The sequence below is a fragment of the Streptosporangium sp. NPDC000095 genome, assembly GCF_042899335.1.
Classification (GTDB): domain Bacteria; phylum Actinomycetota; class Actinomycetes; order Streptosporangiales; family Streptosporangiaceae; genus Streptosporangium.
This window is the reverse complement of record NZ_JBIAZS010000003.1, coordinates 270,086-292,298: the sequence shown is the minus strand read 5'-3', so window position 1 is coordinate 292,298 and position 22,213 is coordinate 270,086. Positions and strand designations below refer to the sequence as shown.

At 69.7% G+C, this 22,213-nt stretch carries 20 protein-coding genes; 5 read left to right on the top strand and 15 right to left on the bottom strand.

Going from position 1 to position 22,213, the window contains the following annotated elements:
- The first annotated feature begins 33 nt into the window (after nt 1-33).
- Nucleotides 34-480 carry an ATP-binding protein gene (locus ACFY3V_RS09615; RefSeq protein WP_389771781.1) on the top strand — a complete coding sequence of 149 codons (447 nt, stop codon included), beginning with the start codon at nt 34-36 and terminating at the stop codon, nt 478-480.
- A 95-nt stretch (nt 481-575) separates the two neighbouring features.
- On the opposite strand, the gene ACFY3V_RS09610 is transcribed toward ACFY3V_RS09615, so the two are convergent.
- Nucleotides 576-725 (bottom strand): hypothetical protein, encoded by a 150-nt coding sequence (locus ACFY3V_RS09610; protein ID WP_350945214.1) that lies wholly within the window; start codon nt 723-725, stop codon nt 576-578.
- 348 nt (nt 726-1,073) lie between these two features.
- Here ACFY3V_RS09610 and ACFY3V_RS09605 point away from each other — a divergent pair, with 348 nt between their 5' ends.
- Nucleotides 1,074-1,733, top strand: coding sequence for a class I SAM-dependent methyltransferase (locus ACFY3V_RS09605; RefSeq protein ID WP_350945213.1), 660 nt, complete (start codon nt 1,074-1,076; stop codon nt 1,731-1,733).
- Between the two features lie 216 nt (nt 1,734-1,949).
- On the opposite strand, the gene ACFY3V_RS09600 is transcribed toward ACFY3V_RS09605, so the two are convergent.
- Nucleotides 1,950-2,531, bottom strand: coding sequence for a hypothetical protein (locus ACFY3V_RS09600; RefSeq protein WP_389771776.1), 582 nt, complete (start codon nt 2,529-2,531; stop codon nt 1,950-1,952).
- Between the two features lie 248 nt (nt 2,532-2,779).
- Here ACFY3V_RS09600 and ACFY3V_RS09595 point away from each other — a divergent pair, with 248 nt between their 5' ends.
- Both ACFY3V_RS09595 and ACFY3V_RS09590 read left to right on the top strand, forming a co-directional pair.
- Nucleotides 2,780-3,655 (top strand): ion transporter, encoded by an 876-nt coding sequence (locus ACFY3V_RS09595; protein ID WP_350945209.1) that lies wholly within the window; start codon nt 2,780-2,782, stop codon nt 3,653-3,655.
- 104 nt (nt 3,656-3,759) lie between these two features.
- Nucleotides 3,760-4,791 (top strand): sporulation protein, encoded by a 1,032-nt coding sequence (locus ACFY3V_RS09590; RefSeq protein WP_350945208.1) that lies wholly within the window; start codon nt 3,760-3,762, stop codon nt 4,789-4,791.
- A gap of 384 nt (nt 4,792-5,175) precedes the next feature.
- On the opposite strand, the gene ACFY3V_RS09585 is transcribed toward ACFY3V_RS09590, so the two are convergent.
- From ACFY3V_RS09585 to ACFY3V_RS09575, 3 genes are all read right to left on the bottom strand, one after another.
- Nucleotides 5,176-5,448 (bottom strand): GlsB/YeaQ/YmgE family stress response membrane protein, encoded by a 273-nt coding sequence (locus tag ACFY3V_RS09585; RefSeq protein ID WP_350945207.1) that lies wholly within the window; start codon nt 5,446-5,448, stop codon nt 5,176-5,178.
- Between the two features lie 186 nt (nt 5,449-5,634).
- The gene (locus tag ACFY3V_RS09580) at nt 5,635-6,525 is read right to left on the bottom strand and encodes an NAD(P)-binding domain-containing protein (RefSeq protein WP_362926151.1); all 891 of its coding nucleotides are present in this window, start codon (nt 6,523-6,525) and stop codon (nt 5,635-5,637) included.
- A gap of 3 nt (nt 6,526-6,528) precedes the next feature.
- Nucleotides 6,529-7,545, bottom strand: a complete 1,017-nt coding sequence (locus ACFY3V_RS09575) for an NAD(P)-dependent oxidoreductase (protein WP_389771771.1) — start codon at nt 7,543-7,545, stop codon at nt 6,529-6,531.
- Between the two features lie 187 nt (nt 7,546-7,732).
- Between ACFY3V_RS09575 and ACFY3V_RS09570 the strand changes: the two genes are divergently transcribed.
- Nucleotides 7,733-8,068 (top strand): helix-turn-helix domain-containing protein, encoded by a 336-nt coding sequence (locus ACFY3V_RS09570; protein ID WP_362926149.1) that lies wholly within the window; start codon nt 7,733-7,735, stop codon nt 8,066-8,068.
- A 214-nt stretch (nt 8,069-8,282) separates the two neighbouring features.
- Here the strand turns inward: ACFY3V_RS09570 and ACFY3V_RS09565 are convergent, their stop codons facing one another.
- The 10 genes from ACFY3V_RS09565 to ACFY3V_RS09520 form a co-directional block, all read right to left on the bottom strand.
- Nucleotides 8,283-10,265 (bottom strand): anthranilate synthase family protein, encoded by a 1,983-nt coding sequence (locus tag ACFY3V_RS09565; RefSeq protein WP_389771768.1) that lies wholly within the window; start codon nt 10,263-10,265, stop codon nt 8,283-8,285.
- An 80-nt stretch (nt 10,266-10,345) separates the two neighbouring features.
- Complete coding sequence (locus ACFY3V_RS09560) at nt 10,346-11,053, bottom strand: isochorismatase family protein (RefSeq protein WP_362901846.1); 708 nt, start codon at nt 11,051-11,053, stop codon at nt 10,346-10,348.
- 163 nt (nt 11,054-11,216) lie between these two features.
- The gene (locus tag ACFY3V_RS09555) at nt 11,217-11,987 is read right to left on the bottom strand and encodes a 2,3-dihydro-2,3-dihydroxybenzoate dehydrogenase (protein ID WP_362901844.1); all 771 of its coding nucleotides are present in this window, start codon (nt 11,985-11,987) and stop codon (nt 11,217-11,219) included.
- Nucleotides 11,988-12,000: 13 nt separating this feature from the next.
- Entirely contained in the window at nt 12,001-13,476 is a 1,476-nt protein-coding gene (locus tag ACFY3V_RS09550; protein ID WP_350945201.1) for an amidohydrolase family protein, read from the bottom strand.
- Nucleotides 13,473-13,754 carry a phosphopantetheine-binding protein gene (locus ACFY3V_RS09545; protein ID WP_350945200.1) on the bottom strand — a complete coding sequence of 94 codons (282 nt, stop codon included), beginning with the start codon at nt 13,752-13,754 and terminating at the stop codon, nt 13,473-13,475. Before ACFY3V_RS09545 ends, ACFY3V_RS09550 begins: the two co-directional genes overlap by 4 nt.
- Nucleotides 13,755-13,761: 7 nt before the next feature.
- The gene (locus ACFY3V_RS09540; RefSeq protein ID WP_389771762.1) at nt 13,762-15,513 is read right to left on the bottom strand and encodes a (2,3-dihydroxybenzoyl)adenylate synthase; all 1,752 of its coding nucleotides are present in this window, start codon (nt 15,511-15,513) and stop codon (nt 13,762-13,764) included.
- The gene (locus ACFY3V_RS09535; protein ID WP_389771759.1) at nt 15,514-16,737 is read right to left on the bottom strand and encodes a ketoacyl-ACP synthase III family protein; all 1,224 of its coding nucleotides are present in this window, start codon (nt 16,735-16,737) and stop codon (nt 15,514-15,516) included.
- The gene (locus tag ACFY3V_RS09530; RefSeq protein ID WP_389771756.1) at nt 16,734-18,197 is read right to left on the bottom strand and encodes a salicylate synthase; all 1,464 of its coding nucleotides are present in this window, start codon (nt 18,195-18,197) and stop codon (nt 16,734-16,736) included. Before ACFY3V_RS09530 ends, ACFY3V_RS09535 begins: the two co-directional genes overlap by 4 nt.
- A gap of 364 nt (nt 18,198-18,561) precedes the next feature.
- Nucleotides 18,562-19,167, bottom strand: a complete 606-nt coding sequence (locus ACFY3V_RS09525) for a response regulator transcription factor (protein ID WP_350945196.1) — start codon at nt 19,165-19,167, stop codon at nt 18,562-18,564.
- Between the two features lie 294 nt (nt 19,168-19,461).
- Nucleotides 19,462-22,002: a sensor histidine kinase gene (locus tag ACFY3V_RS09520; protein ID WP_389771753.1), complete on the bottom strand. Its 2,541-nt coding sequence runs from the start codon at nt 22,000-22,002 to the stop codon at nt 19,462-19,464.
- Nucleotides 22,003-22,213: the final 211 nt, after the last annotated feature.

The window sequence follows — 22,213 nt, the reverse complement described above, 5'->3', positions numbered from 1 at the left end:
CGTTCCGGGCATCGCGGTGAGGGGACCTCAACGATGTCATGCCGGGAAACGGGACGTCACGACGCGATGCCGTGGGCGGGTGGGCCGTACAGCGCGTGGCGGCAGGTCTTTCCCGGCAGGGTGGCATCCGTACCGGAGGTGCGGGCCTGGGCGCGGGACCTGCTGACCGGACGCGTCGCGGCCCCGGTGCTCGACGACGTGCTGCTCCTGCTGAGCGAGCTGGCCACGAACGCGGTCGCCCACTCCGACTCCGGACGCACCACGGAGGGCCGCCTCACCGTCTACCTGGCTCGTACCACCACGCTGGTCCACGTGGAGGTCACCGACGAAGGCTCCGCCACGAGCGCGCCCGCCGTACGCGTACCGGAGGCCGACGACGACGGCGGGCGAGGGTTGTGGCTCGTCGACCTGCTCGCCACCGAGTGGGGATCCCACCACGACGGCACGGGCAGGTCGGTCTGGTACCAGGTCACGGGGTAGTGCCCAGGGCGGCGGAGGTCAGGTCAGCACGTCGAACGGGTTGACGACGGACACCCACGTGCCGGATAAGTCGTTGTTTTCCGAATGGCCAGAGTTCAGCGGAAATCGACTGCCTGGGGAAAGTCCTGATTTCGCGGGAAGTCCACGTCGTCGTCCCAGTCGGGGGCCGCGAGAAGAAATCGCCTGAAGTCCGGAGCGTCCCCTTCGAGGTGGCGGCATTCGGTGATGTCGATGACGTCGACCACCTGCTCTCCGTGCCGAGTACCCCTTTGAGGACCTTCGCTCACCGCACGACCTTTCTGAAGCGTTGTTTCGCCTCCTGAATCCGCCATCCGCTCGCCTGCGTCTTCTGTCGAGCCTGTCCGGATACAGAGTAGTCACAGCATGGGATCACGTGGGCGGTCTTGGCAGCCCCGAGCTCGGTGTGGGTTATGAGGCTCCTACCTGCATGATCGGACGGGCGGCACGATCGGCAGCCTCTCTCATCTGATTCGGGAGGCCGCTCTCCAAGCCCTCCCGGACAGCACCGAGAAGATCAGTCGTCGATCTTGTCGGTGTTGCAACCCGCCGAATGATTTTGTGATAGTCGAACCATGGAATCGGCTGATGGCGGAAACCAGCAGGAGCTACTCGACGAGCAGATCATCTACTACCGGGCGATTGCCACAGAATACGAGCGTCATGCTCTCCCCTTTCCCGGAGCCTCTGAGCTGTCGGCGGCGCTTGATGCGTTCCGGCCGACCGGCAGCGTGCTCGAACTCGCCTGCGGCCCAGGCAGATGGACCGCCCAACTGCTCCAGCACGCCACCGATGTCACGGCCGTGGACGCGTCTCCGGAAATGCTCGCTCTCGCCTCGACGCGGGTGGGCGAGGACGAGCGGGTGCGCTTCGTGTCGGCCGACCTGTTTCGCTGGCAGCCGGACCGTCGTTACGACGTCGTCTTCTTCGGGTTCTGGCTGTCGCACGTTCCGCCAGAACGTTTCGCGTCCTTCTGGTCGCTGGTGGCCGACTGCCTAAAGCCGGAGGGGCGGGTGTTCTTCGTCGACGACGGCTACCGCACCGCCGACGAACTCATCGAGGGCGAGCAATCCGCGACCATACAACGCCGGCTCATGGACGGGACCGCTTACCGGATCGTCAAAGTCCCGCACCGCCCGTCGGACCTCGAACGGCAACTTGAGCAGATCGGATGGCGCATCAAGATTCACTCGACCTCTGGGCCGTTCTACTGGGGAGCAGGAAAGCGGTCCTGACCTCAAGAAACCGCCACCTTCGATGGGACGACCTCGGACCGCGTCTCGTTCAATCCATCGCAATCCTGACCACAGCCCCCTTCAACGACTGCCGGCGAACCACTGGTCGGGATGTCGGCACTCGGCTGATCAACGGTGAGGTCACACTCGGATGGGCTGCCGTCCGGCTCCAGGAGATGGCTCACTGGAACCGGAGGGGGCGGTTCGAGTAGGTGGTCAGTTGTCCCAGGTGGCGTTTTTCAGGATGGTGGCGAGGCCAGGGGTGGCCCACTGGTCGATGATGAGGATCTTCGACTGGGGCAGATACCACTCGCGCTGCTTGAACGTCGACTTCTGCTCGCCGCCGCTGTAGGTCACGCACCGGCCCGGCCAGACCCGGTAGTGCGCCTTGTGCGCCACCCCGATGTTGCGGTAGCCGACCGCGATCGCCTTACCGATGACCTGACCGTACTTGGGGTTGGTCGCGCAGGGCGCCACGTCGGAGGCCGGGTAGTACGGACCCTGAGTCGGGTCGTATCGCCGGAAGCCCTCTCCCCCAGACTTGAGGGCCTTCGGCCCCATCACCCAGAAGCTTTTACATTTTGGCTGGAAGTAGCCGCCCTTGGGCCGCGCACAGGCACCGGTCACCACCCGGAGCTGGTCCGCGGTCCCGGACACCCACCAGGAGTCGGGGATCCTCAGCGTCAGACCGCCGCGCAGCCGGAGCTCCGCGGTGGAGGAACTCGCGGACGCGGGGAGCTGGGCCACCAGCAGGGCGGCTCCGGCGACGGCGGCGAGCGTGATCGTTCTCTTCATCATGGCGGCGATGCTATTGATCCGGACTTGCGGGGGATTTGCATATCTCTTGCGATGGGAATCTCGCGGCGGGAACGGGCCGCTCCCGCCGCACGTGAGCTTCACCCCGCCGGAGCCGTGAGGGGGCGCGGCCGACAGCCCCGAATGTCCGGTTGTGAGGGAGGTCATACCTCGATCGTCTCGCCGATCCCTGCTCGCACGTGTTTACGATCATCGTTGTCGCAGTCTCGCCCCCAGCAGGAGCTGACCACTTGCCAGACCGAGAACGGGTACGTTCCTCCCTCGAAAACCCCCTCGTCGAACGTTTCGTCATCGCCGTCATCGTCTTCAACGCCATCACGATCGGCGCCGAGACCTCCCCCTTCCTCATCGAGCGGATCGGGGGCCTGCTGCACGTCGCCGACCGGATCGTGGTCGCGATCTTCGTCGTCGAACTCGTCGCCCGCCTGTACGCCTACCGTGGCGCGTTCTTCAAGGATCCCTGGAACTGGTTCGACACCGTCATTGTGGCCATCGCGCTGGTGCCCGCCTCCGGCCCGGCCTCGGTCCTGCGGGCGTTGCGCATCCTGCGCGCGCTGCGGCTGGTCGCGGCCGTTCCCAGCATGCGCAAGGTCGTCAACGCCCTGCTCGCCGCCACCCCCGGCATGGCCTCCATCGTCGGGCTGCTCGCCCTGGTGATGTACGTCTTCGCCGTCCTCGCCACCCAGTTGTTCGGCGAGGTGGCCCCCGACTACTTCGACGAACTGCCCACCTCGCTGTTCAGCCTGTTCCAGGTCATGACGGGCGAGGCCTGGCCCGACATCGCCGATCAGGTGATGGACGAAATCCCTTGGGCCTGGACTTTCTTCGTCATCTACATCCTGATGACGACCTTCGTGGTGCTCAACCTCTTCGTCGCCGTGGTGGTCAACGCGATGGACGACTACAACACCTCCGCCGAGGAGCAGCGGACCGAGGACAAGCTCAACACCGTGCTGAAGGAACTCTCCCGGCTGAACGCCACGGTCGAGGCGATGCGGGCCCCCGGCACAACCAACACTGCGGACGCGGCGGACACGGTGGACACAACGGACATGACACCCGCACCTCGGCAGGAATCGTGCACCTGTGACCTCCGCGCCAGGTGAGACACGTTTTTCTTACCTGCCGATTCGGCATGGGACATCGGGAACCCGGGCCACGGAGTGATCGTTTCCATCTCGACCGTCACACCAGACAGAGAGAGGAAACCGTGATCTTCAAACGGATGCTGGGGGCTTTCGGGGTCGGAGCTCCCTCGGTTGACACCGTGCTGGCCGCGCCGAGGGTGCGGCCCGGCGAGCTGCTGAGCGGCGAGGTGCGTGTCAAGGGCGGCGACTTCGACGCCGACATCGAGTACATCGCCCTCGGCCTGGTCACCAGGATGGAGTCTGAGCACGGCGAGGGTGAGCAGACGGGCCTGGTGGAGTTCTTCCGTACGCAGGTCAGCGGGCCGTTCCGGCTGCGCAGCGGCGAGGACAGGGTGGTGCCGTTCCAGCTGCCGGTGCCGTGGGAGGCTCCCGTCACCGAGGTGATGGGCCAGCGCCTGCACGGCATGGTCATGGGGGTGCGCACCGAGCTCGCGATCGCCGCGGCCGTCGACAAGGGCGACATGGACCCGGTCGAGATCGCACCGCTCGTCTCCCAGCAGGCCGTGCTCGACGCGTTCGTGCGGCTCGGCTTCCACTTCAAGAGCGCCGACATCGAGCACGGTCACCTCTACGGTGTCAGCCAGCAGCTGCCGTTCTACCAGGAGATCGAGTTCTACCCGCCGCCCGCGTACGCCGGGCAGATCAACGAGGTCGAGCTCACCTTCGTCGCCAGTCCCGTGGGCCTGGACGTCATCGTGGAGGCCGACAAGCGCTCCGGCGGCTACAGCTCCGGTGGGGACGCCTTCGGTCGCTGGCAGACCAGCCACGACGAGGCCCCGCACCGTGACTGGGCCGCCGAGATCAACGGCTGGCTCGCCGCTCTCGCCCAGAACGGGCACGGCGGCTTCCACGCCGGCGGCCACGACCCCTACGGCGGTCACGGCGGCGGACCCTACGGTGGTCACCACGACCCGTACGCCCACCAGGGCGGCGGCCACTACGGCGGTCACCATGGAGGCCATCACGGTGGCCACGGCAGCGGGCCTGGCTGGGGTGGCGTCGCCGCGGCCGGGGCGGCCGGTGTGGTCGGCGGCTTCGTCGCGGCCGAGATCGTCGACGAGATCTTCGAGGACGACGAGGGCGAGGACGAGTAGTGGGACCTCGGTGAGATCGACCCGTCGATCTCACCGAGGTCCCACCGGAGAGGCCACACCGCCGGGCCCGTCTCGCCAGCGCAGCGGGACGGGCCCGGCGCGGCTCCCCTCGGCTCAAGCGCCGACGATCGTGGCGGTGAGCGGGTCGGGCGAGGACGGACCCGCCGCGGTTCCTCTCGGTGCCTCTCGGCGCCCAGATGCCCAAGCGCTCGGGCGCTCAAGGGCTCAGGTACTCAAGGGCTCGGGTACTCAAGGGCTCGGGTCGAGTGCCCAAGCGCTCAGATGCTCGGGTGCTCAAGGGCCCAGGCGCTCAGATGTTCAGGCGTCCTGAGCACCGTGGACCGGCCTTCAACGACAGGCCGGTCCGGATCGTTCAGTGAGAGATCAGCGGATCTGGCGCTTGTCGTACGCCTTCACCGCGAGCACCACGCCACCGGCGGCGACCGCGATCTGGATGACCAGCTCGATCCAGTCGATCCCACGGGTGTCCGCCACTCCCAGCACCGTCGCGATCGCGGTGCCGATGAACGCGGAGATGATGCCGATCACGATGGTGAGCCAGATCGGGATGGACTGACGTCCCGGGACCACCAGCCTGCCAAGCGCTCCGATCACGACACCGATGATGAGAGCGGAGATGATGCCCGTCACTTCCATGCTGCACGCTCCTGGGAGGCGGTCGCCGACTCGCGTCGGTCGAAGGCTGTGAGTCGATCACTACGCCCAACGATCTCGCGCTCGTCGTGGTTCCCTCGGCCGCTCCCGCGTTCTTCATGGTTTCCCCGCTGCCTGTCGCAGGCATAGCGGCAGGCGTCGCCGGTCAGGGGGCCGTCACAGTGCCGATCAGGGTGCCGGTACGGGCTTTTTGAGCACCTCCGCCAGGAGTGAGAAGCTCTCGCCGCCCCGACCCGCGTCGATCGCCTGTCGGGCGACGGCGTGGGCGGCACTCATCACGCCGGTGTCGATGCCCCGGGCGCGGGCCGCGTGGACGACGTGTTCCATGGTGGCCGCGGCCGACACGATGGTGGACTCGTCGCCCGGGTGCTCACCGTTGTCGACCTGCTCGGCGAACTCGTCGATGATGTCGGGCAGCAGGGCGCCGATCCCCTTGGCGAGCGGGGCGAGGTCCCTGGCGGCGATGTTCTCCGCGGACGCCAGTGCGAAGGCGTGGACGAGACCGCTCATGGACGTCCAGAAGAGGTCGAGCAGGGCGAGGTCGTGCGCCGCCGCCCTTCCGGGATCCGCGCCCAGGTACGCGGAGGTTCCGCCCAGGCCTGCCAGCGTCCGCCGATGGGCGCGGTGGATCTCCTCAGGTCCGCTGTACAGGACGACGGCCGCCGGTCCGCCGATGGTCTGCGTCGGGGTCATGATGGCGCCGTCGAGATAGTCGACGCCGCGCTCGGCGGTCCACGTGGCCATCCGGCGCGCGTGCTCCGGGGTGTCGGCGGTGAGGTTGACCAGGGTGCGGCCCTTCAGCGCGTCGGCGGCCGGTTCGACGATCGCCCGTACGGCGTCGTAGTCGATCACACAGGCGATCGTGAGCGGGCTCGCCGCGACCGCGTCGGCGACCGTGTCGGCGTGGGTCGCGCCCCGGGCGACGAGGGCCTCGGCTTTCGCGGCCGTGCGGTTCCAGACGGTCGTGGGGTGGCCGTTGTCCAGGAAGGCTCCGGCCAGCGCCTGGCCCATCGGTCCCAGACCGAGGACCGTCACCGGTACGGGATGGTCGTGGGTCATCTTCTACTCCGATCCGAGGTCGTTCGATCCGGCGTCCGGGCCCCTCCTCGCGGGGTCCGTGCGGAGCAGGTCGATCAGGGCCGAGAGGTCGTCGCCGCCCCTGCCTGCGGCGACCCCCCGGTTGAGCAGCGCCCCCATGGGCTCCAGCAGTTCGGTGCCGACGCCCTGGTCCCTGCCGGTCTCCAGCAGGTTGACGAACCCCGTCGCCTGCATCTCCAGGTTCGAGGCGGTGGCGGAGTGGTCGTTCGTGTCGTACGCCTTCGCCATCTCGGGCAGGCCGGCGATCATGGCGTTGAGCCAGGAGACCACCATCGGCGTGAACTCCGTCGCCGGGACCTTCTCCGAGCCGGCCAGGGCGACGGCCTGGAGGAAGCCGCCGAACATCCCGTACATCGCGCTGAGCAGGGCGATGTCGTAGAGGGCCGCCCGGCCGGCGTCCTCGCCCAGGTAGCTGACGGTGCCCGTCGCCGACAGGGTCTCCTCGTGGGCGGCGAAGGCCCGGGGCGATCCGCTGCAGAGGACGAGCGATCCCGGACGCCCGATCATCGGGGGCACCGCCATGATGCCGCCGTCGAGGTAGTCGGTGCCTTGGGCGGAGGCCCAGCGGGCCAGTTCGCGCGCCTGGCGGGGGGTGCCGTTGGTGAGGTTCACCAGGGTCCGGCCCGCCAGGGCTTCGGACGCGGTGCCGGGGCCGGTGGAAGTGCCGGGGCCGCCGGTGGTTCCGGGGGTGTTCGCGAGGCCGGACGGGCCTGGGGCGTGTGGGATGTCCGCGCTGTCGGACGCGCCGGGCGCGGCCGGTGCGCCGAGGGTGGCGCGTACGGCGGCGTCGTCCAGCACGCAGACCACGACGAGCGGGCTCGCGGCGATCGCCTCGGCGGCGGTGGCCGCCTCGGTCGCGCCCCGCTCCACGAGCTCCCCGCCTTTTCCGGCCGTACGGTTCCAGACGGTCGTGGGATGGCCGTTGTCCAGAAAGGCTCCGGCGAGCGCCTTTCCCATCGCCCCCAGGCCGATGACTGTCACCGGCGGACGGCCGTCGATATTCATTTATCCCCCTGTTTCATACGGTGTCGGCATGCGAAGGTCCCAGGCCCGGATTTTCGTTGTGACCCCGGGGCTGGGACGTTTCGATGCTGTCGCGCCGCTGAAACTTCCTCAAGTACCTACTATTTTGTCAGGTACTAACCTTTTTGTAAGTATGGAGAGTGGGATGAAGAAACAGACCTATTCGTGCGGGCTCGACGCCGCCATCGACGTCGTGGGTGGCAAATGGAAGGCGCTGATCCTGTGGGCCCTCCACCACAACCCGCTCCGGTTCGGAGAGCTGAGGCGAAGCGTGTCGGGCATCAGCGAGAAGATGCTGATCCAGCAGCTGCGGGAGATGGAGTCGTACGGCCTGGTGCACCGGGAGGTATACCACCAGGTTCCGCCGAAGGTGGAGTACTCGCTCACCGAGTTCGGCCACTCGCTGAACACCGCGCTCATCCCGCTCGGCGACTGGGGCGAGTCGCACATGGAGACCATCGAGGCCCTCCCCCGCCCCTGACCGTTTCCGCCGTTCCGTCTCGCTGGCACGCTCGCCGGGAGAGCCCCGACCCGCACGGGACGGGAGCTCACCGGGAGAGCCCGTACGGGACAAGGATTCACCGCAGGAGCGGGACCCGCACGGGCGAGAACCCACCGGAAGACCCCGACGAAACGGGAGAGCCCGTACGGGACGAGGGCTCATCGCAGGAGCCGGGACCCGCACGGGCGAGAACTCACCGGGAGACTCCCGCCCCGGCCGGGACGGGACGCTCGGCGTGCACCAGCAGGTCGCTGAGGACCTCGCCGAGGATCTCCACGCCGTTCCTGGTGAGCACCGACGCGGGGTGGAACTGCACCGAGACGAAGCCGGGGCCGCGCAACGCGTGGACCTCGTCGCTCGACGCCTCCCTGAACACCTCCACCGTGCCCTCGCGCTCCAGGCAGGGGAACCGGTCGGCGGAGCTGCGGGCCGCGAAGGTGTTGTAGAAGCCCACCAGCTCCGTCCGCCCCATGAACTCGATCTTCCGCTGCACCCCCTGGTTGGGGAACGGATTCCGCCTGATCTCCAGCCCGAGCAGCGTGCTGAGCACCTGGTGGCCGAGGCAGACCGACATGAAGGGGATGCCCAGCTCAAGGAGGCGCAGCGTCGTCTCCCTGAGATGAGCGATCTTGGGATCGGCGTGGTCCCTGGGGTCCCCCGGACCGGGGCCGACGATGACCAGATCGTGCTCCTCCAGCCGGTAGTCCTCGTCGAACCGGCGCACGCTGACCTCGCACCCCAGCGCGGCGAGCTGGTGCCTCGCCATCGCGGTGAAGGTGTCCTCGGCGTCGATCACCAGCACCCTGCGGCCGACCAGTCTCGGCACCAGGTGCCTCCTGCTGTCCGGTCCCTCGAACCAGAACCCGGCGAGCGGCGCGTTCCGCTCGATCAGCGCCCGCCGCACCTTCGGGTGGACGCTCATGTCCACCACCGGGGCGGAGGCGCCGATGCCGCCGCCCGGCGCGTGGCGCAGCGCCTCCAGCAGCCCTGCCGCCTTCGTCCGGGTCTCCTCCGCCTCGGAGGCCGGGTCGGAGTCGCGGACCAGCGTGGCGCCGACGGAGATCCGCATCCGGCCCGACGCGTCGATGTCGGCGGTACGGATGACGATCGCGGAGTCCAGCGCCCGCGCGCCGGTCTCGTCCCGGCCGATCAGCGCGACCATGCCCGCGTAGTAGTCCCGGCCCTCCGGCTCGTAGCGGCTGATCACCCGGCAGGCGCTCTCCAGCGGGCCGCCCGTGACCGTGGGCGCGAACATGGTCTCGCGCAGGATGTCCCGCACGTCCAGCGAGCTGCGCCCCTCGATCAGATACTCGGTGTGCGCCAGGCGCGCCATCTGCTTGAGGTACGGACCCACCGTGCGGCCACCGAGGTCGCACACCCGGCCCATCATCTTCAGCTCCTCGTCGAGCACCATGTAGAGCTCGTTCGCCTCCTTGCTGTCGGACAGGAAGCCGAGCACCCCGCACACCTCGGGGCCGTCCGCGGGATACCGGTAGGTGCCGCTGATCGGATTCATCACCACGGTGCCCGCGTCGAGGGTGATGTGCCGCTCCGGCGAGGCGCCCACGAAGGTACGCCCGCCGGTGTGGATCACGAAGGTCCAGTGACAGCCGGGGTCCCTGCCGACCAGCCGCCGGAAGAACGCGAGCGCCGTGCGGGTCGACCAGTTGGTGATCTCGGCGGAGAACGACCGCTTGATGACGAAGTTCGCGCCGGTCCCCCGGCCGATCTCCTCCGACAGCACCCGGCGCACGGTGGCCGCGTACTCCTCGTCGTCGGAGTCGAAGTCTCCCTCGCCCAGCTCGATCGGCCCGTCGGGGAGCCGGTCGAGGATCTCGCTCATCGGCAGTACGGCCTGGTCGACGACGGTCATCGCGAGCAGCGGGGCCTCGTCGTCGGGGAACGCGTACCCGCGCTCGCCGATCTGCCGGTACGGCAGCATCGCGAGCACCTCGTGCCGGGCACCGGCGCCCCGGGCGTCGTCGTCGGCGTTCTCGGGGGGAAGCGGGATGTCCGCGATGCGGCTCACCTCGGTGGTCTCCCCGACGAGCAGGTCGAGCCGGTCCGCGCCGGTCGAGCCGGGACGGTGCAGCAGGGCGAACGGGGGTGCGTCCGGACCGAGGATCCGGTCGAGCAGGGTCGTCTCGTTCCTCGCGTCGGCTGTCGTTCCGGTCATCACTCCGGCCTCCGTCCGGGTCGTCGGTGCGGCCCCTGTCCGGGAGGGCGGAACGGTCCCCGTGCCGGTCGCCGGCCCGGTCACCGTCCCGCTCCTTCCAGGGCCGCCTCGTGCAACGCCACCTCGTTCAACGCCACCTTGTCCGCGACCGCCTCGTCCAGCATCGCCAGCGCGGACCGGGTGGACAGCGTCACCGAGCATCGCGACGCCGCGTAGTCCAGCGCCTGCCGGTGGTACTCCCGCGAGAAGTCGGCCACCGCGTCCGCCACCACGAAGGTCTGGATGTCCTGGGAGAAACCCTCGTGAGCGGTCATCAGGATTCCGACGTGGGCGTACACCCCGCAGATCACCAACTGGTCGCGCCCCCGCTCGCGCAACAGGTCGAGCAGGCCGGTGCGGCAGAACGCGCTGGGCCGCCACTTGGTGAGCACGACGTCGGGTCCGGCGGGGGCCACCCGGTCCAGGATCATCCGGTGCTCGGGGTCGGCGCTCATTCCCGAGCCCCAGAAGTCCTTGAGCAGGCCGCGCTGCTCGTCGGTCATCCCTCCCGGCTGCGCGGTGTAGACGACCGGCGCGCCGAGCGCGGCGAAGCGCGTCCGCAGGGCCACGACGTTCTCCACCAGGTCGGTCGTAGGGGCCTGGCCGCGCGGGAACGGGCTCAGGAAGTAGTTCTGCATGTCGTGGACGAGCAGCACCGCGCGATCGGGATCGACGGTCCAGCGCGCGATGTTCTCAGGCAGTTCGTCCTCGGTCGGCATGGGATAGGAGTCGATCGCCGGGATCGCCATGGTGTGCCTCCGTTCTTCGTGAAGTACCGGGTTCCGGCCTCGGTGGGCCGGGGTCGTGCTCATCGGGTTCGCCCGAGCGGGCCGGGGTCGTGCTCATCGGATTCGCCTGGACGGACCGAAGTCGTTCCCACCGGGTTCCGGCCTCGGCGGGCCGGGGTCGTGCTCAGTTGCCGAGGGCGGCGCCGCCGTCGACCGTGAGGTCCTGCAGGGTGATGTGCGCGGCGCGGTCGGAGAGCAGGAAGAGCACCGCGTCGGCGACGTCGGCGGGTCGCGCCAGCCGTCCCATCGGGATGCCGACCCGGAAGGTCTCCGGCGCGCCCTCGATGGAGATCCGCAGCGCGTCGTCTCCGTTCCACAGCGAGGTCAGCATCGGTGTGTCGGTGGAGCCGGGGGCGACGACGTTGCACCGGATCCCGTGTTTGGCGAGTTCCAGCCCCAGGCACTTGGTGAAGCTGCTCGCCGCCGCCTTGGACGCCGCGTAGGCGGCCATGTTCCAGCGTGGGGTCCTCGCCGCGTTGGAGGCCAGCGTGACGATCGCCCCGGAACCCCGGGGGATCATCCGGTTCGCCACCGCCCTGCTGACGTGGAACACGCCGGTCGCGTTGACCGCGAACGTGGTGTCCCAGTCGTCGTCGCTGAGCGAGGCCCCCGCGCCGACGCGCAGCACTCCGGCGGCGTTGACCAGGTAGTCGATCGGTCCCAGGTCGCGTTCCGCCCGCTCCACCATGGCGTCCACCTCGGCGCTGGAGGCGACGTCCGCGACGAAGCCCTGGACGCGGTGCCCGGCCTCGGCGAGTTCCTTGACGAGCGTGTTCAGTGCCTCGGCGTTCGCGTCCATCGCCGCGACGGCGATGCCCTCGGCGGCCAGCGCCCGCACCACCGCCTCGCCGATACCGCCTGCCGCCCCGGTGACCAGAGCTGTTTTATCGCGCATCGGTCGTGCCTCCTCATCTTCGTGCCGCACGGGTGAGCGTGGCGACCAGGTCGGGATCGACACCGAGACAGCGCACAGAGAAGGTTCCGAGTGCCTCAAGGTAGTCGGCTTCGAGTTCGTCCTCGTCGAGGCCGGTGGCCCTGCCGCCCTCCACCAGGGTCCGGCCCGCGACGATCACGGTGTCCACGTCCGCCGAGCCGCCGAGGGCGAGGAAGCTCTCCAGCGGGCGTGGATTGAGCAGGTAGCGCCAGTCGTCGGCGGGGACGAGCAGCAGGTCGGCCTGCTTGCCGGCCTCCACGCTGCCGATCTCCCCCGCCCAGTCCAGCCCCTGGGCCGCTATCCGGGTGGCCATCGCCAGCGCGTCGGTCGGAAGCACCTCGGTCGGGTCGGCGTACATCTCGTTGTAGATCTGCCAGGTGACCCGCATCGCCTCGGCCATGCCGCCGATCGGCAGCGCGGCGCCGTCGGTGGAGAGCGAGACGTCCAGCCCGGCGCGCCGGAACTCCGGGATCACCCGGGTCTCGGTGAGCGAGGACTCCCCGGCGGGGCCGTACTTCGCCGGCGAGTGGCTGATGTGCGCGTTCGCCGCGACGAGCATCTTGCGCTCGTCCTCGTCGGCGAACGCGCAGTGCACCGCCATGAACCGGTCGGAGAGCAGGCCGAGGTCGGCGAACCTGCGGACCGGGGTCGTGCCGTAGTAGCTCCGCATCACCTCGGCCTCGTTGCGCAGCGCGCCGACGTGCGTCGCGAACGGCACGTCGTACCTGGCGACGAGTTCGGCGAGACCGGCGCCGAGCTCGTCGGTCATGGTGACCCCGTAGACCGAGGTCGGCCTCGCCCGTACCAGCCCGCTCGTGTCCTGCTCGCAGGCGCGCAGCAGGTCCTCGATCCGCCGCAGCACCACGTCGGCGTCGCGGGTCCTGCGGAACCGCGACTCGCCGGGGGCGCACACCGCGTCGCTCGCCCAGGTGCTGACCGAGCATCGCATGCCGAGGTGGCGGGCGGCCGAGGCGAGTGCCTCCGGCCGGTTGAACGAGCCCACGTCCCCGAGGGTGGTCGCGCCGGAGCGCAGCTGGGTCCACATCGAGTAGCGGGCGATCGCCTCGGCCTCCTCGGGGGTGAGCCGGTCGATCTGGTCGTGGAAGGAGTCGAAGACCATCGAGATCTGCCGGAGGTCGCCGCCCAGCGCCATGAACACGGGCTTGTCGTCGCGGTCGGCGGCGGGTCGCAGCGCGCCCTTGAAGGGGAACCGCATCGCGAACAGGTCGTGCCAGTGCGCGTTGACGAAGCCGGGCAGGATCATCTTCCCCCTGGCGTCGATCGTGCGCAGGTTCTCGCGGTGCCGGGGCTCCAGCGCGGCCTCGACCTCCTCGGTGCTCCCCGCGGCGACGATCCGCTCGCCCTCGACGAGCACGGAGCCGTCGGGGACGACGCTCGCCTCGGCGTCGGCCGGGTAGAGGCAGCCGCCCCTGATCAGCAGCGCGCTCATCGGGCGGCCTCTTTCGTCTTCACCTGCCCGGCCTCCCAGGCCGCGCGCAGGTGCCTCTGCCAGGCGTCGACGGTCGGCTCGGCGGCGAGCTCGCCGAACTCCACGGCGATGCCCTGCCGGCGCCACCGGGTGACGAGCCGCATCATCTCCAGGGATCCCAGTCCGAGGTAGACGAGATTGGCGTCGCCGGTGATCTCGCCGGGTTCGGTCCCGACGATCGTCGCGATGGCCCGCCGCAGGTCGTCGGTCGTGGGCGGTGCCGAGATGTCGCGTTGCATGTCTGGTTCACCTTTCCTGACGTGCGAGCGGACGCACGAGGGTCTTCTCGTGGTCGGGGATGTCCCGGGGGTCGGGGGTGGACGGCGCGGGCGCCCAGTCGCGGGACAGGGCCGGGTCCTTCGCCGCGGCGGCGAGCACCTTCTTGTCGATCTTGCCGAGCGGGGTGAGCGGGAAGTCCTCGACGAACTCCACCCGGTCCGGCAGCTTGAACTCCGCCAGCCCGCGCTCGTGCAGCGCCCGCTTCAGCTCGGCCAGCGCCGGCTTCTCGCCCCGGTGGACGACGAACGCGTAGATCCGCTCGCCGAGGAACTCGTCGGGCACCGGTACGACCGCCGCCCTCGCGACCGAGGGGTGGGTGAGCAGATGACCCTCCACCTCTCCGGCCGAGATCTTGTCTCCGCCGCGGATCACGACGTCCTTCAGCCGCCCCTCGATGACGAGGTTCCCCTCGGGGGTGAGGCTGGCCAGGTCGCCGGTGCGGTAGAAGCCGTCCTCGGTGAAGGCCCGCCGGTTGTGCTCCTCGGCGCGGTAGTAGCCGCGCAGGGTGTACGGGCCGCGGGTGAGCAGCTCGCCGGTGACGCCCGGGGGCACCTCGGCGTCGTGCTCGTCGACGATCCGCACCTCGTCGGCCGGTGAGATCGGCCGCCCCTGGGTCTGTACGACGGACTCGGGGTCGTCGCCCTTCCTGGACATGGAGAGCAGTCCCTCGGCCATGCCGAACACCTGCTGGAGGCGGCAGCCCAGCTCGGGCTCGATCCGCGCGGCCAGTTCCGGCTGGAGCCTCGCCCCGCCGATCTGCAGCACGCGCAGGCTGGACAGGTCCGCCTCCCCCCACGCCGCCTCCTCCAGCCAGAGCTGCGCCACGGTGGGGACGACCGAGGTGACGGTGACCCGCTCCCGCTCGATCGCGCGGAAGCAGTCCTCGGCGACCGGGGTCTCGACGAGCACGACCGTGCCGCCCTGGCCGAGCGTGCCGACGACCCCCGGGCAACCCCAGGTGAAGTTGAACTCCACCGGCAGCGCCGCCAGGTAGACGTCGTCCGCGCCGAGCTCGCAGACTTCGGCCACCGCTCCTGTCTGGTAGACGTAGTCGTCGTGCGTACGCGGGATCAGCTTGGGCAGCGCGGTCGTCCCGCCGGAGAGCAGGAAGAACGCCACGTCCGAGGGGTCGCTGCCGGGAAGCGGGACCGGGTCGGCGTCCACCCGCGCGAGCGGGATCACCGTCGCACCGGCCGTGCCGGTCTCGGCGCCGCTCCCCGCGTCGCTCTCCTCGCCGTTTTCCGCGTTCAGGACGAAGATCTGGCGCAGGCTCGCCACCTCGTCGGCCATCCGCAGGGCGAGCGCGGTGTGGTCGAACCCGCGATAGACGCCGGGGACGACGTATCCGGACGCGCCGGACAGCTCGCACAGGTGCCTGATCTCGTTCGCCCGGTGCGACGCGAGAGAGAAGACGGGTTTGGCGCCCGCCCTGAAGAGCGCGAAGGCCACGATGACGAACTCGGGCACGTTGGGCAGTTGCAGGACGATCCGGTCGCCGGGCTCGACCCCGAGGCGGTGGAATCCCGCCGCCATCCGGTCGATCCGGTTCTCCAGGTCCCGGTAGGACAGGCGCAGATCTCCGGCGACCAGTGCCGTACGGTCTCCGAAGGTGCGGGCCCAGGTCCGCGGGAGGTCGCCGAGGCGCTCTCCGCGCCAGAGGCCCTCACTCCGGTAAAGGGTGGCGAACTCCTCGGGCCACGGTGTGCATCCGTCAAGCATCTACCGGCCTCCGTTCTCCGGCTCGCGGTTCTCGGGCCCTTGGTCGCCGTCTCGCGGCTCGTGCCCCGGGCGTCTGTGGTCGTCGTGCTGGATCTCCTGGTCCTCGGGCTCGTGGTCGTCGTTCTGGAGCTCGTGGCTCTCGGCTCCACGGCTCGCTGCCTCGTCGCTCTCAGACCCGCGGTCGCCGGGCTCGTACGGGGCGATGATTTCCAGGACCACGCATCCGGCCTCCATGCCGGGGGCGCTGCCGATGAGCAGCACGTGGTCTCCGGGGACGACCTGTCCGCTCGTCCACAGGTGCTCCAGGCCGATGAACGGGTCGGCGGCGCCGGCGTGCCCGATCCTCCGGGTGAAGTCCCACAGGCCCCGGTCCGCGTCGATCTCCAGGGGGTCGAGGAACATCGCCTCCAGGGAGTTCCGCGCGAAGGCGGTGTGGCAGACGCGGGTGACCTTCTCCATGGAGATCCCGGCCTCCTCCAGCGCCCGGTCGGCCGCCTCGGCGACGCACTCGCCGAAGTGCCCCATGGGGGGTGCGATGCCCGCCGCCCACTGCCTGCGCCAGTAGTCGCTGCGCTCCTCGAAGTTCAGCGAGCGGCCGATCGTGACGCCGGGCGGGAAGATGACCTCCCCGCCCCGGTGCAGTTCCTCCATCCCGGGGTTGGAGACCGTCCCGAAGGCGAGCACCCTGGCGAAGCCCCCGCGCCGCGAGACCACCGCGGCGGCGCCGCCGTCCGCGAGCAGGAACATCCTGGAGGCCCGCCACCGGTCCACCCCCGGGGCCGAGAAGTTGTCGCCCGCGGTCAGCAGCACCGCGTCCTTGCGGTCCCTGCCACGGTCGGCGATGAGCCGGTGCGCGGCCATCTCAAGGCTCGCGATCATGCCGAGGCAGCCCTGCCGGATCTCCAGGGCGGTGATCGGCCGGTCCAGCGTCCTGCGCAGCACGTAGTGCGGCGCCGACCAACCGTCCGGCCCTTGGTGGTAACTGTCGCTGTGCAGCAGCGCGCCGAAGTCGTCGGGGCCGTGGCCCGAGCGGCGCAGCGCGACCTGGGCCGCGCGGGCCGCCATCTCCGGTGCCGGCGTCTCGCCGGCCACCATCACGGCCTCCATCCCGGAGGCCTCGCGGTCGGCCCGGTCGTACCAGGACCTTCCGACCGCGTGCTCGGTGGTCACCACGGGGGGCAGGTACGTGCCCACCCCCGCGAGGTAGATGTCGTCGACCCTCATCGCGCGCTTCCCCCCACGGCGGAGAGCAGGTCGGCGGAGTCGTCAGCCAGGACGCCTCCCCCTGCGGCGGGGACCAGGCCCGCGTCCAGGCCGGCGGAGGCGGCGAAGTCGGCCGCCAGGGCGCCTCTCCCGCCGGCGGGAACCAGGTAGCGCGCCACGCTGTCGAGCTTCTCGCAGGTCTCCTCGAACTCCCGCTCGGGAGTGGACTGCCCGACGATGCCGGCCCCGGCGCGCAGCCAGGTGCGGCCGTTCTGGCGGTAGGCGCTGCGCAGCACGAGCGCCGCGTCCATCTCGCCGTTGTGGTCGACGGTGAGCACGGCCCCGCTGTACAGACCCCGCGACTCGGGCTCGTGCCTGCGGATCGTGGTGTACGCGGCCTCCTTGGGCACGCCGGACGCGGTCACGGCGGGGAAGACCGCGCCGAAGGCGTCCCACGCCCGAAGGCCGGGGGCGAGCTTGCCGGACACCTGGGAGGCGAGGTGCTGGACGCTGCCGCGTTCGCGGATCGCCATGAACTCCGGCACCTCGACCGAGCCGGGCACGCAGACGTCGACGAGCTCGTCGGTGCCGACCTTCACCGAGATGGCGTGCTCGTAGATCTCCTTGGCGGAGGCGAGCAGGTCGGCGCGCAGGCTCTCGTTCTCCAGCAGGTCGGAGGTGAGCGCCCTCGTCCCGGCGAGCGGCTGGCTCACCACGCGGCCGTCCGCGGACACCTTGACCACGATCTCCGGGCTGAACCCCGTCGTCTCCACGCCACCGAGGTTGAGCAGGAACGACCGCGCGGGGTTGTTGCCCCGGCGTCCCGCGAGGTAGGTGGCGATCAGGTCGATGTCCTCGTCGACGTCGACGACCCGCGACAGGATGACCTTGTGCAGGTCGCCCCGGTTGATCTCCTCGACCGCGAGCCGCACCGCCGTCCGGTACGCGTCCTCGCCGCGTTCGCGCACGTCCAGCGGCTTCGGCTGCGCCTCGGAGGTGACCGCGGGGCCGGAGATCGTCTCCAGCAGCGCGGTCAGCGTCTCCTGGTCGGCGGCGCGCAGGTGGGCGTGGCCGTCCTCGATGCGGACCTCGGCCTTCGGCACCACGAGGTGCAGCAGCCGGTTGTCGCCGACGTGGTCGAGCCTGCCGTCCTTGGCGTAGGAGAGCTCGAAGGTCGCCCAGCCGTAGGCGCGCCAGGCGGGGACCTTCACGATGTCGAGCAGCCGGGCCACCTGGTGCAGCGGCCGGTCGCTCCAGGGCAGGACGACGTCGGGCTCGTTCTCCTGGGTCAGCCGGGCACCGGTGCGGTCCAGCGTGACCTCGGCCCGCGCGCCTGCCGCGTAGGACCATTTGCCGCCGCTCTCGTACACGACGTACTCCGCGTACGGGCCGGAGGCGGCGAGCCTGGCCGCGACCCTCGGCGGCTCCTCTGAGAGGGGAACCTGCGTCTCGAAGTAGTGCAGCCACCTGTTGGAACTCATCTGCGGGCATCCTTTCCTGGCCGTGGGAAGCCGGCTCTTTTTGTTACCAGCAATTACGCTAAGCTGGTAACAAAATCAGGACAATGGGCCCGCGATAAGACATGCTTTTCAGGATGCGAAGACGGAATGGCGAGGAAGAAAACGGGAGAGACGAAACAGCGACCGGGCAGTCGACCGGGAAAAGGGCGGGAGGACCGGAGAAACGCGAGGTCGCGGCCGGTTCAGACCCAGCCGGCCCTGATCGGTCAGAGGCCGGTCAGATCCAGCCGACGGACGGCGTCCACCCGGTTCCCCGCGTTCGGCTTGGTGACCGTCTTGCCGAGATGGTCGCGCACGGTCCCGACCCCGGCCGGTCGGAGGCCGGTCAGATCCAGCCGGCCTCGGTGGCGATACGGATGGCGTCCACCCGGTTCCTCGCGTTCAGCTTGGTGACCGTCTTGGTGAGATAGTTGCGCACGGTCCCGACGGACACGTGCATGATGGCCGCGATCTCCGGCGGCTCGGCGCCGCCCGCGGCCAGCCTCAGGACCTGGACCTCACGTCCGGACAGCGGGTTCTCCCCGACGTCCCACGCGGTCAGCGCGAGCTGCGGGTCGACGATGCGACGCCCCGCGGCCACCTCGCGGACCGCCTGGGCGAGGCGTTCCGAGGGCGTGTCCTTGAGCAGGAAGCCGGAGACCGAGACCGACAGGGCGCGGCGAAGGGTGCCGGGCCTTCCAAGGCCGGTCAGGATCAGCGTCCGGCAGGTGGGCAGCTTCGCGTGCAGCTCCTCCGCCGCGGAGAGACCGTCGAGCACGGGCAGGTCGACATCGATGATCGCGACATCGGGGCGCGTCTCGAGCGCGGTGGGCACGATCCTGTCCCCGCTGCCCACCTGGGCCACCACCGTGAGGTCGGGCTCGATGTCGAGGAGGGCCGCCAGCGCTCCGCGCACCATCGGTACGTCCTCGGCGAGGAGGATCTTCAGCACAGCGGCACTCCTGTCCGGACTTCGGCTTCAGGGCGAGAAACGACACCCGGACGCGACAGGGGCTCTCGATCTCGCGGGTGATCCCGCGATCGTCGTCACGGGGGGCTCGGTGACCAGTCTCTCGATCGACCTCGCGAGGCGACTCCCCTCCATGTACGCCTCACCACTGTTCGATCAAGCTTACTGGATCCACCGATCTTGATCCGAATAGTACCCAGTCAATTACGTTTGGCAATGCCAGCGGAATCTGACAGCTGCTTACTCTGACTTGTCAGTCAGAACGATCCGGCCGAATCACCCCCCGTCGCCGTCCGTTCCCTCCACATCCCTCGGCATGTCCCCGGACAGGGCATCGGACCCGTCCTCCCGCACGCCTCCGGGCATGTCCCTCGGCTTCTCCGCACGGAAGACGACGACCAGCCGGAACGTGCCGTCGACGACCTCGGCCGTCAGCCGCCCGCCGACGGCACGCAGCCGCTCCGTGAGGTCCCCCAGCCCGGAGCCGTCGCGGACGTCGGGAAGCGTCCCCGGCGGCACCCCGTCGTTGGTCACGCACAGCCGCGTCCCGGCCTCGTCCACGGCCATCTCGACCACGCAGTGCCGCGCCCTGCTGTGCCGCAGCACGTTCGTGGCCGCCTCCCGCAAAACGACCGCGAGCACCGCGTCCAGATTCCCCGGGGCCACGTCCTCGGGGATCCTCACCTCGACGTCGATTCCGGCGGCGGCGAGTGTGGAGACCAACAGGTCCGACTCCGCGCCGAACGACATGTGCCGGTATCCACCGGCCACCGCCCGGACATCCGCGACCGCCCGCCGCGCGATCTCCAGCACCTCCGCCACCTCGCACTTCGCCCGCTCCGCCGACCCCGGCAGCAGCCGGTACGCCAGCTCGCTCTTGGCGATCATCACCGAGAGGTCGTTACCCAGCAGGTCGTGCAGATCCCGCGCCACCCGCAGCCGCTCCTGGGTCACCGCCATCCACGCCAGTTCCCTTCGCGCCCGGTCCACCCGCGCCACCAGGTCCGACAGCGAGCCGATGCCGAAGACCACCAGGCCGGTCAGCAGCGTGGAGATCACCAGGTACGCGGTCCACTCCACCGTGTCGCCCTGCAGCACGGACAGCAGCAGCACGCCGGCGCCGATCGCCGCGTACAGCACCCACCGCCAGAAGCTCGCCACCATCAGCAGCACCGCCCCCGCGAGGAAGCCGCCCATCGAACCCCACGGCGCGCCGATCCACAGCAGCGGCAGGAGCGTGGCGACGGTCTGCACCACCAGGGTCGCCCTCCTGAGCCACGCCGGCCACGAACGCGGCTCCCCCAGGGAGTCGACGATCTGCACGCCGACCAGCACGGCGACACAGGCGGTGAATCCCGCCAGTTCGAGCGGGCTCGTCGGCCGCGCCAGCACGTTGACCACGATGAGCAGGCCGTACCCCGACAGCACCAGCACGGCGATGAAGCGGGCCACCCGCAGATGCCACGCCCGCGCCGGGCCCCTGCCCGGTGGCCCGTCATCCCGCGCGTCCGGTCGCGCGGACTCGCCCTGCGGCGTGCCGGACATCCCCGGTGCCTGGGAAACCGCGGCCCTCGCGGTGACCGGCGCCACGGGGGCCTCTGCGGTCAGCCGGAACCACTCGTCGTCGACCGTGACCGACAGTCGTCCGCCCGCCGCCTCCAGCCGGCCCTTGAGATTCCCCAGCCCCGTACCGGCCTCGAACGAACGTGCCCTCGGCTCGGTACCGGCCTCGAACGAACGCGCCCCCAGCTCCGGCTCGACCCCGTCGTTGCAGACCCGAAGCCGCGCCCGGCCCTTCTCCACAGACGCCTCGATCTCACAGTGCTGCGCCTTGCTGTGCCGCAGCACGTTGGTGACCGCCTCCCGCAGCACGATCGCCAGCACCGTGTCCAGCGCCTCCGGCAGGCCCTCCTGTGAAACGTTCACCCGGGCCCGCATCTCGGCGACCGAAAGCATCGCCTTCGCCGACTCCGCCTCCGCCGTCAGCGACATGGGCAGATACCCGCCCGCGACCACCCGTACCTCCGCCAGCGCGCGGCGGGCGACCACCAGGACGTCGCGGAGTTCGCTGCGCGCCCGCTCGGCCGCCCCCGGCAGCAGCCGGTAGGCCAGTTCGCTCTTCAGTGTCATCGCCGAGACGTTGTAGCCCAGCAGGTCGTGCAGATCCCGCGCCACCCGCAGCCGTTCCCGCGCCACCGCCATCCGCGCGAACTCCCCCTGCGCCGCGTGGACCGCCCGCACCAGGGACGCCAGCGAGCTGACCCCGTACACCATCAGCCCGGTGAGCAGGGTGAAGTACACGCTGTAGACGACGTCCACCACCATCAGGTGCTGTTCCCTGAGCGCGAGCAGCACGCCGACACCGGCCGCGACGGCGAAGAAGAGTCCCCAGCGCCACGGCCCCGCCACCACCAGCAGCATGGACCCGGCGAGAAATCCCGCGATGGATCCCGCCTGCGGGCCGACCCATGTGAAAGGCAGAAAAGTAACAATGGCCTGTACCGAAAGTGTGAGAACACGGAGCGGTACGGGCCAGCTCAGAGCCTCCTGTGTCGAATGTGAAAGTTGCAGGAAAAGCGCGGCCAGCAGACAGCCGGCGAAGCCCGACAGTTCGGTGCTCGGCAGGCCACTTCCCCATACGAACATCAGTGCGTTGAACACGTAGCCGTACAGAACGGCGACGATGATCGCGCGTGCCACCCTGGGGGCGGCGAGTCCGCCCTCCCTGTGCCGCTTTCTCCGGGTTCTCCGAGATGAACCGGGCAGCGACCTGGCGAGTCCGCGCCAGCCCTGCGGGGAGTCGGCGTCAACCGTCATCGATCGTCTCCTTCGAAGCCCGACCGGTTTCCCGTCCCCACTCATCCCGAGACCCTGAAGCAATCTATATCAGCTAAATAAGCTTAGATAGACCTATTTGCGTAGCTCTGGGTGAATCGACAGGGACTAGCAGTGGAAAACCATGCGTTGTCGCCGTACCGCATGATTCAAGCACGTCCGGCGAGAGGGCGGTGCTCACCGGACTCTCGCC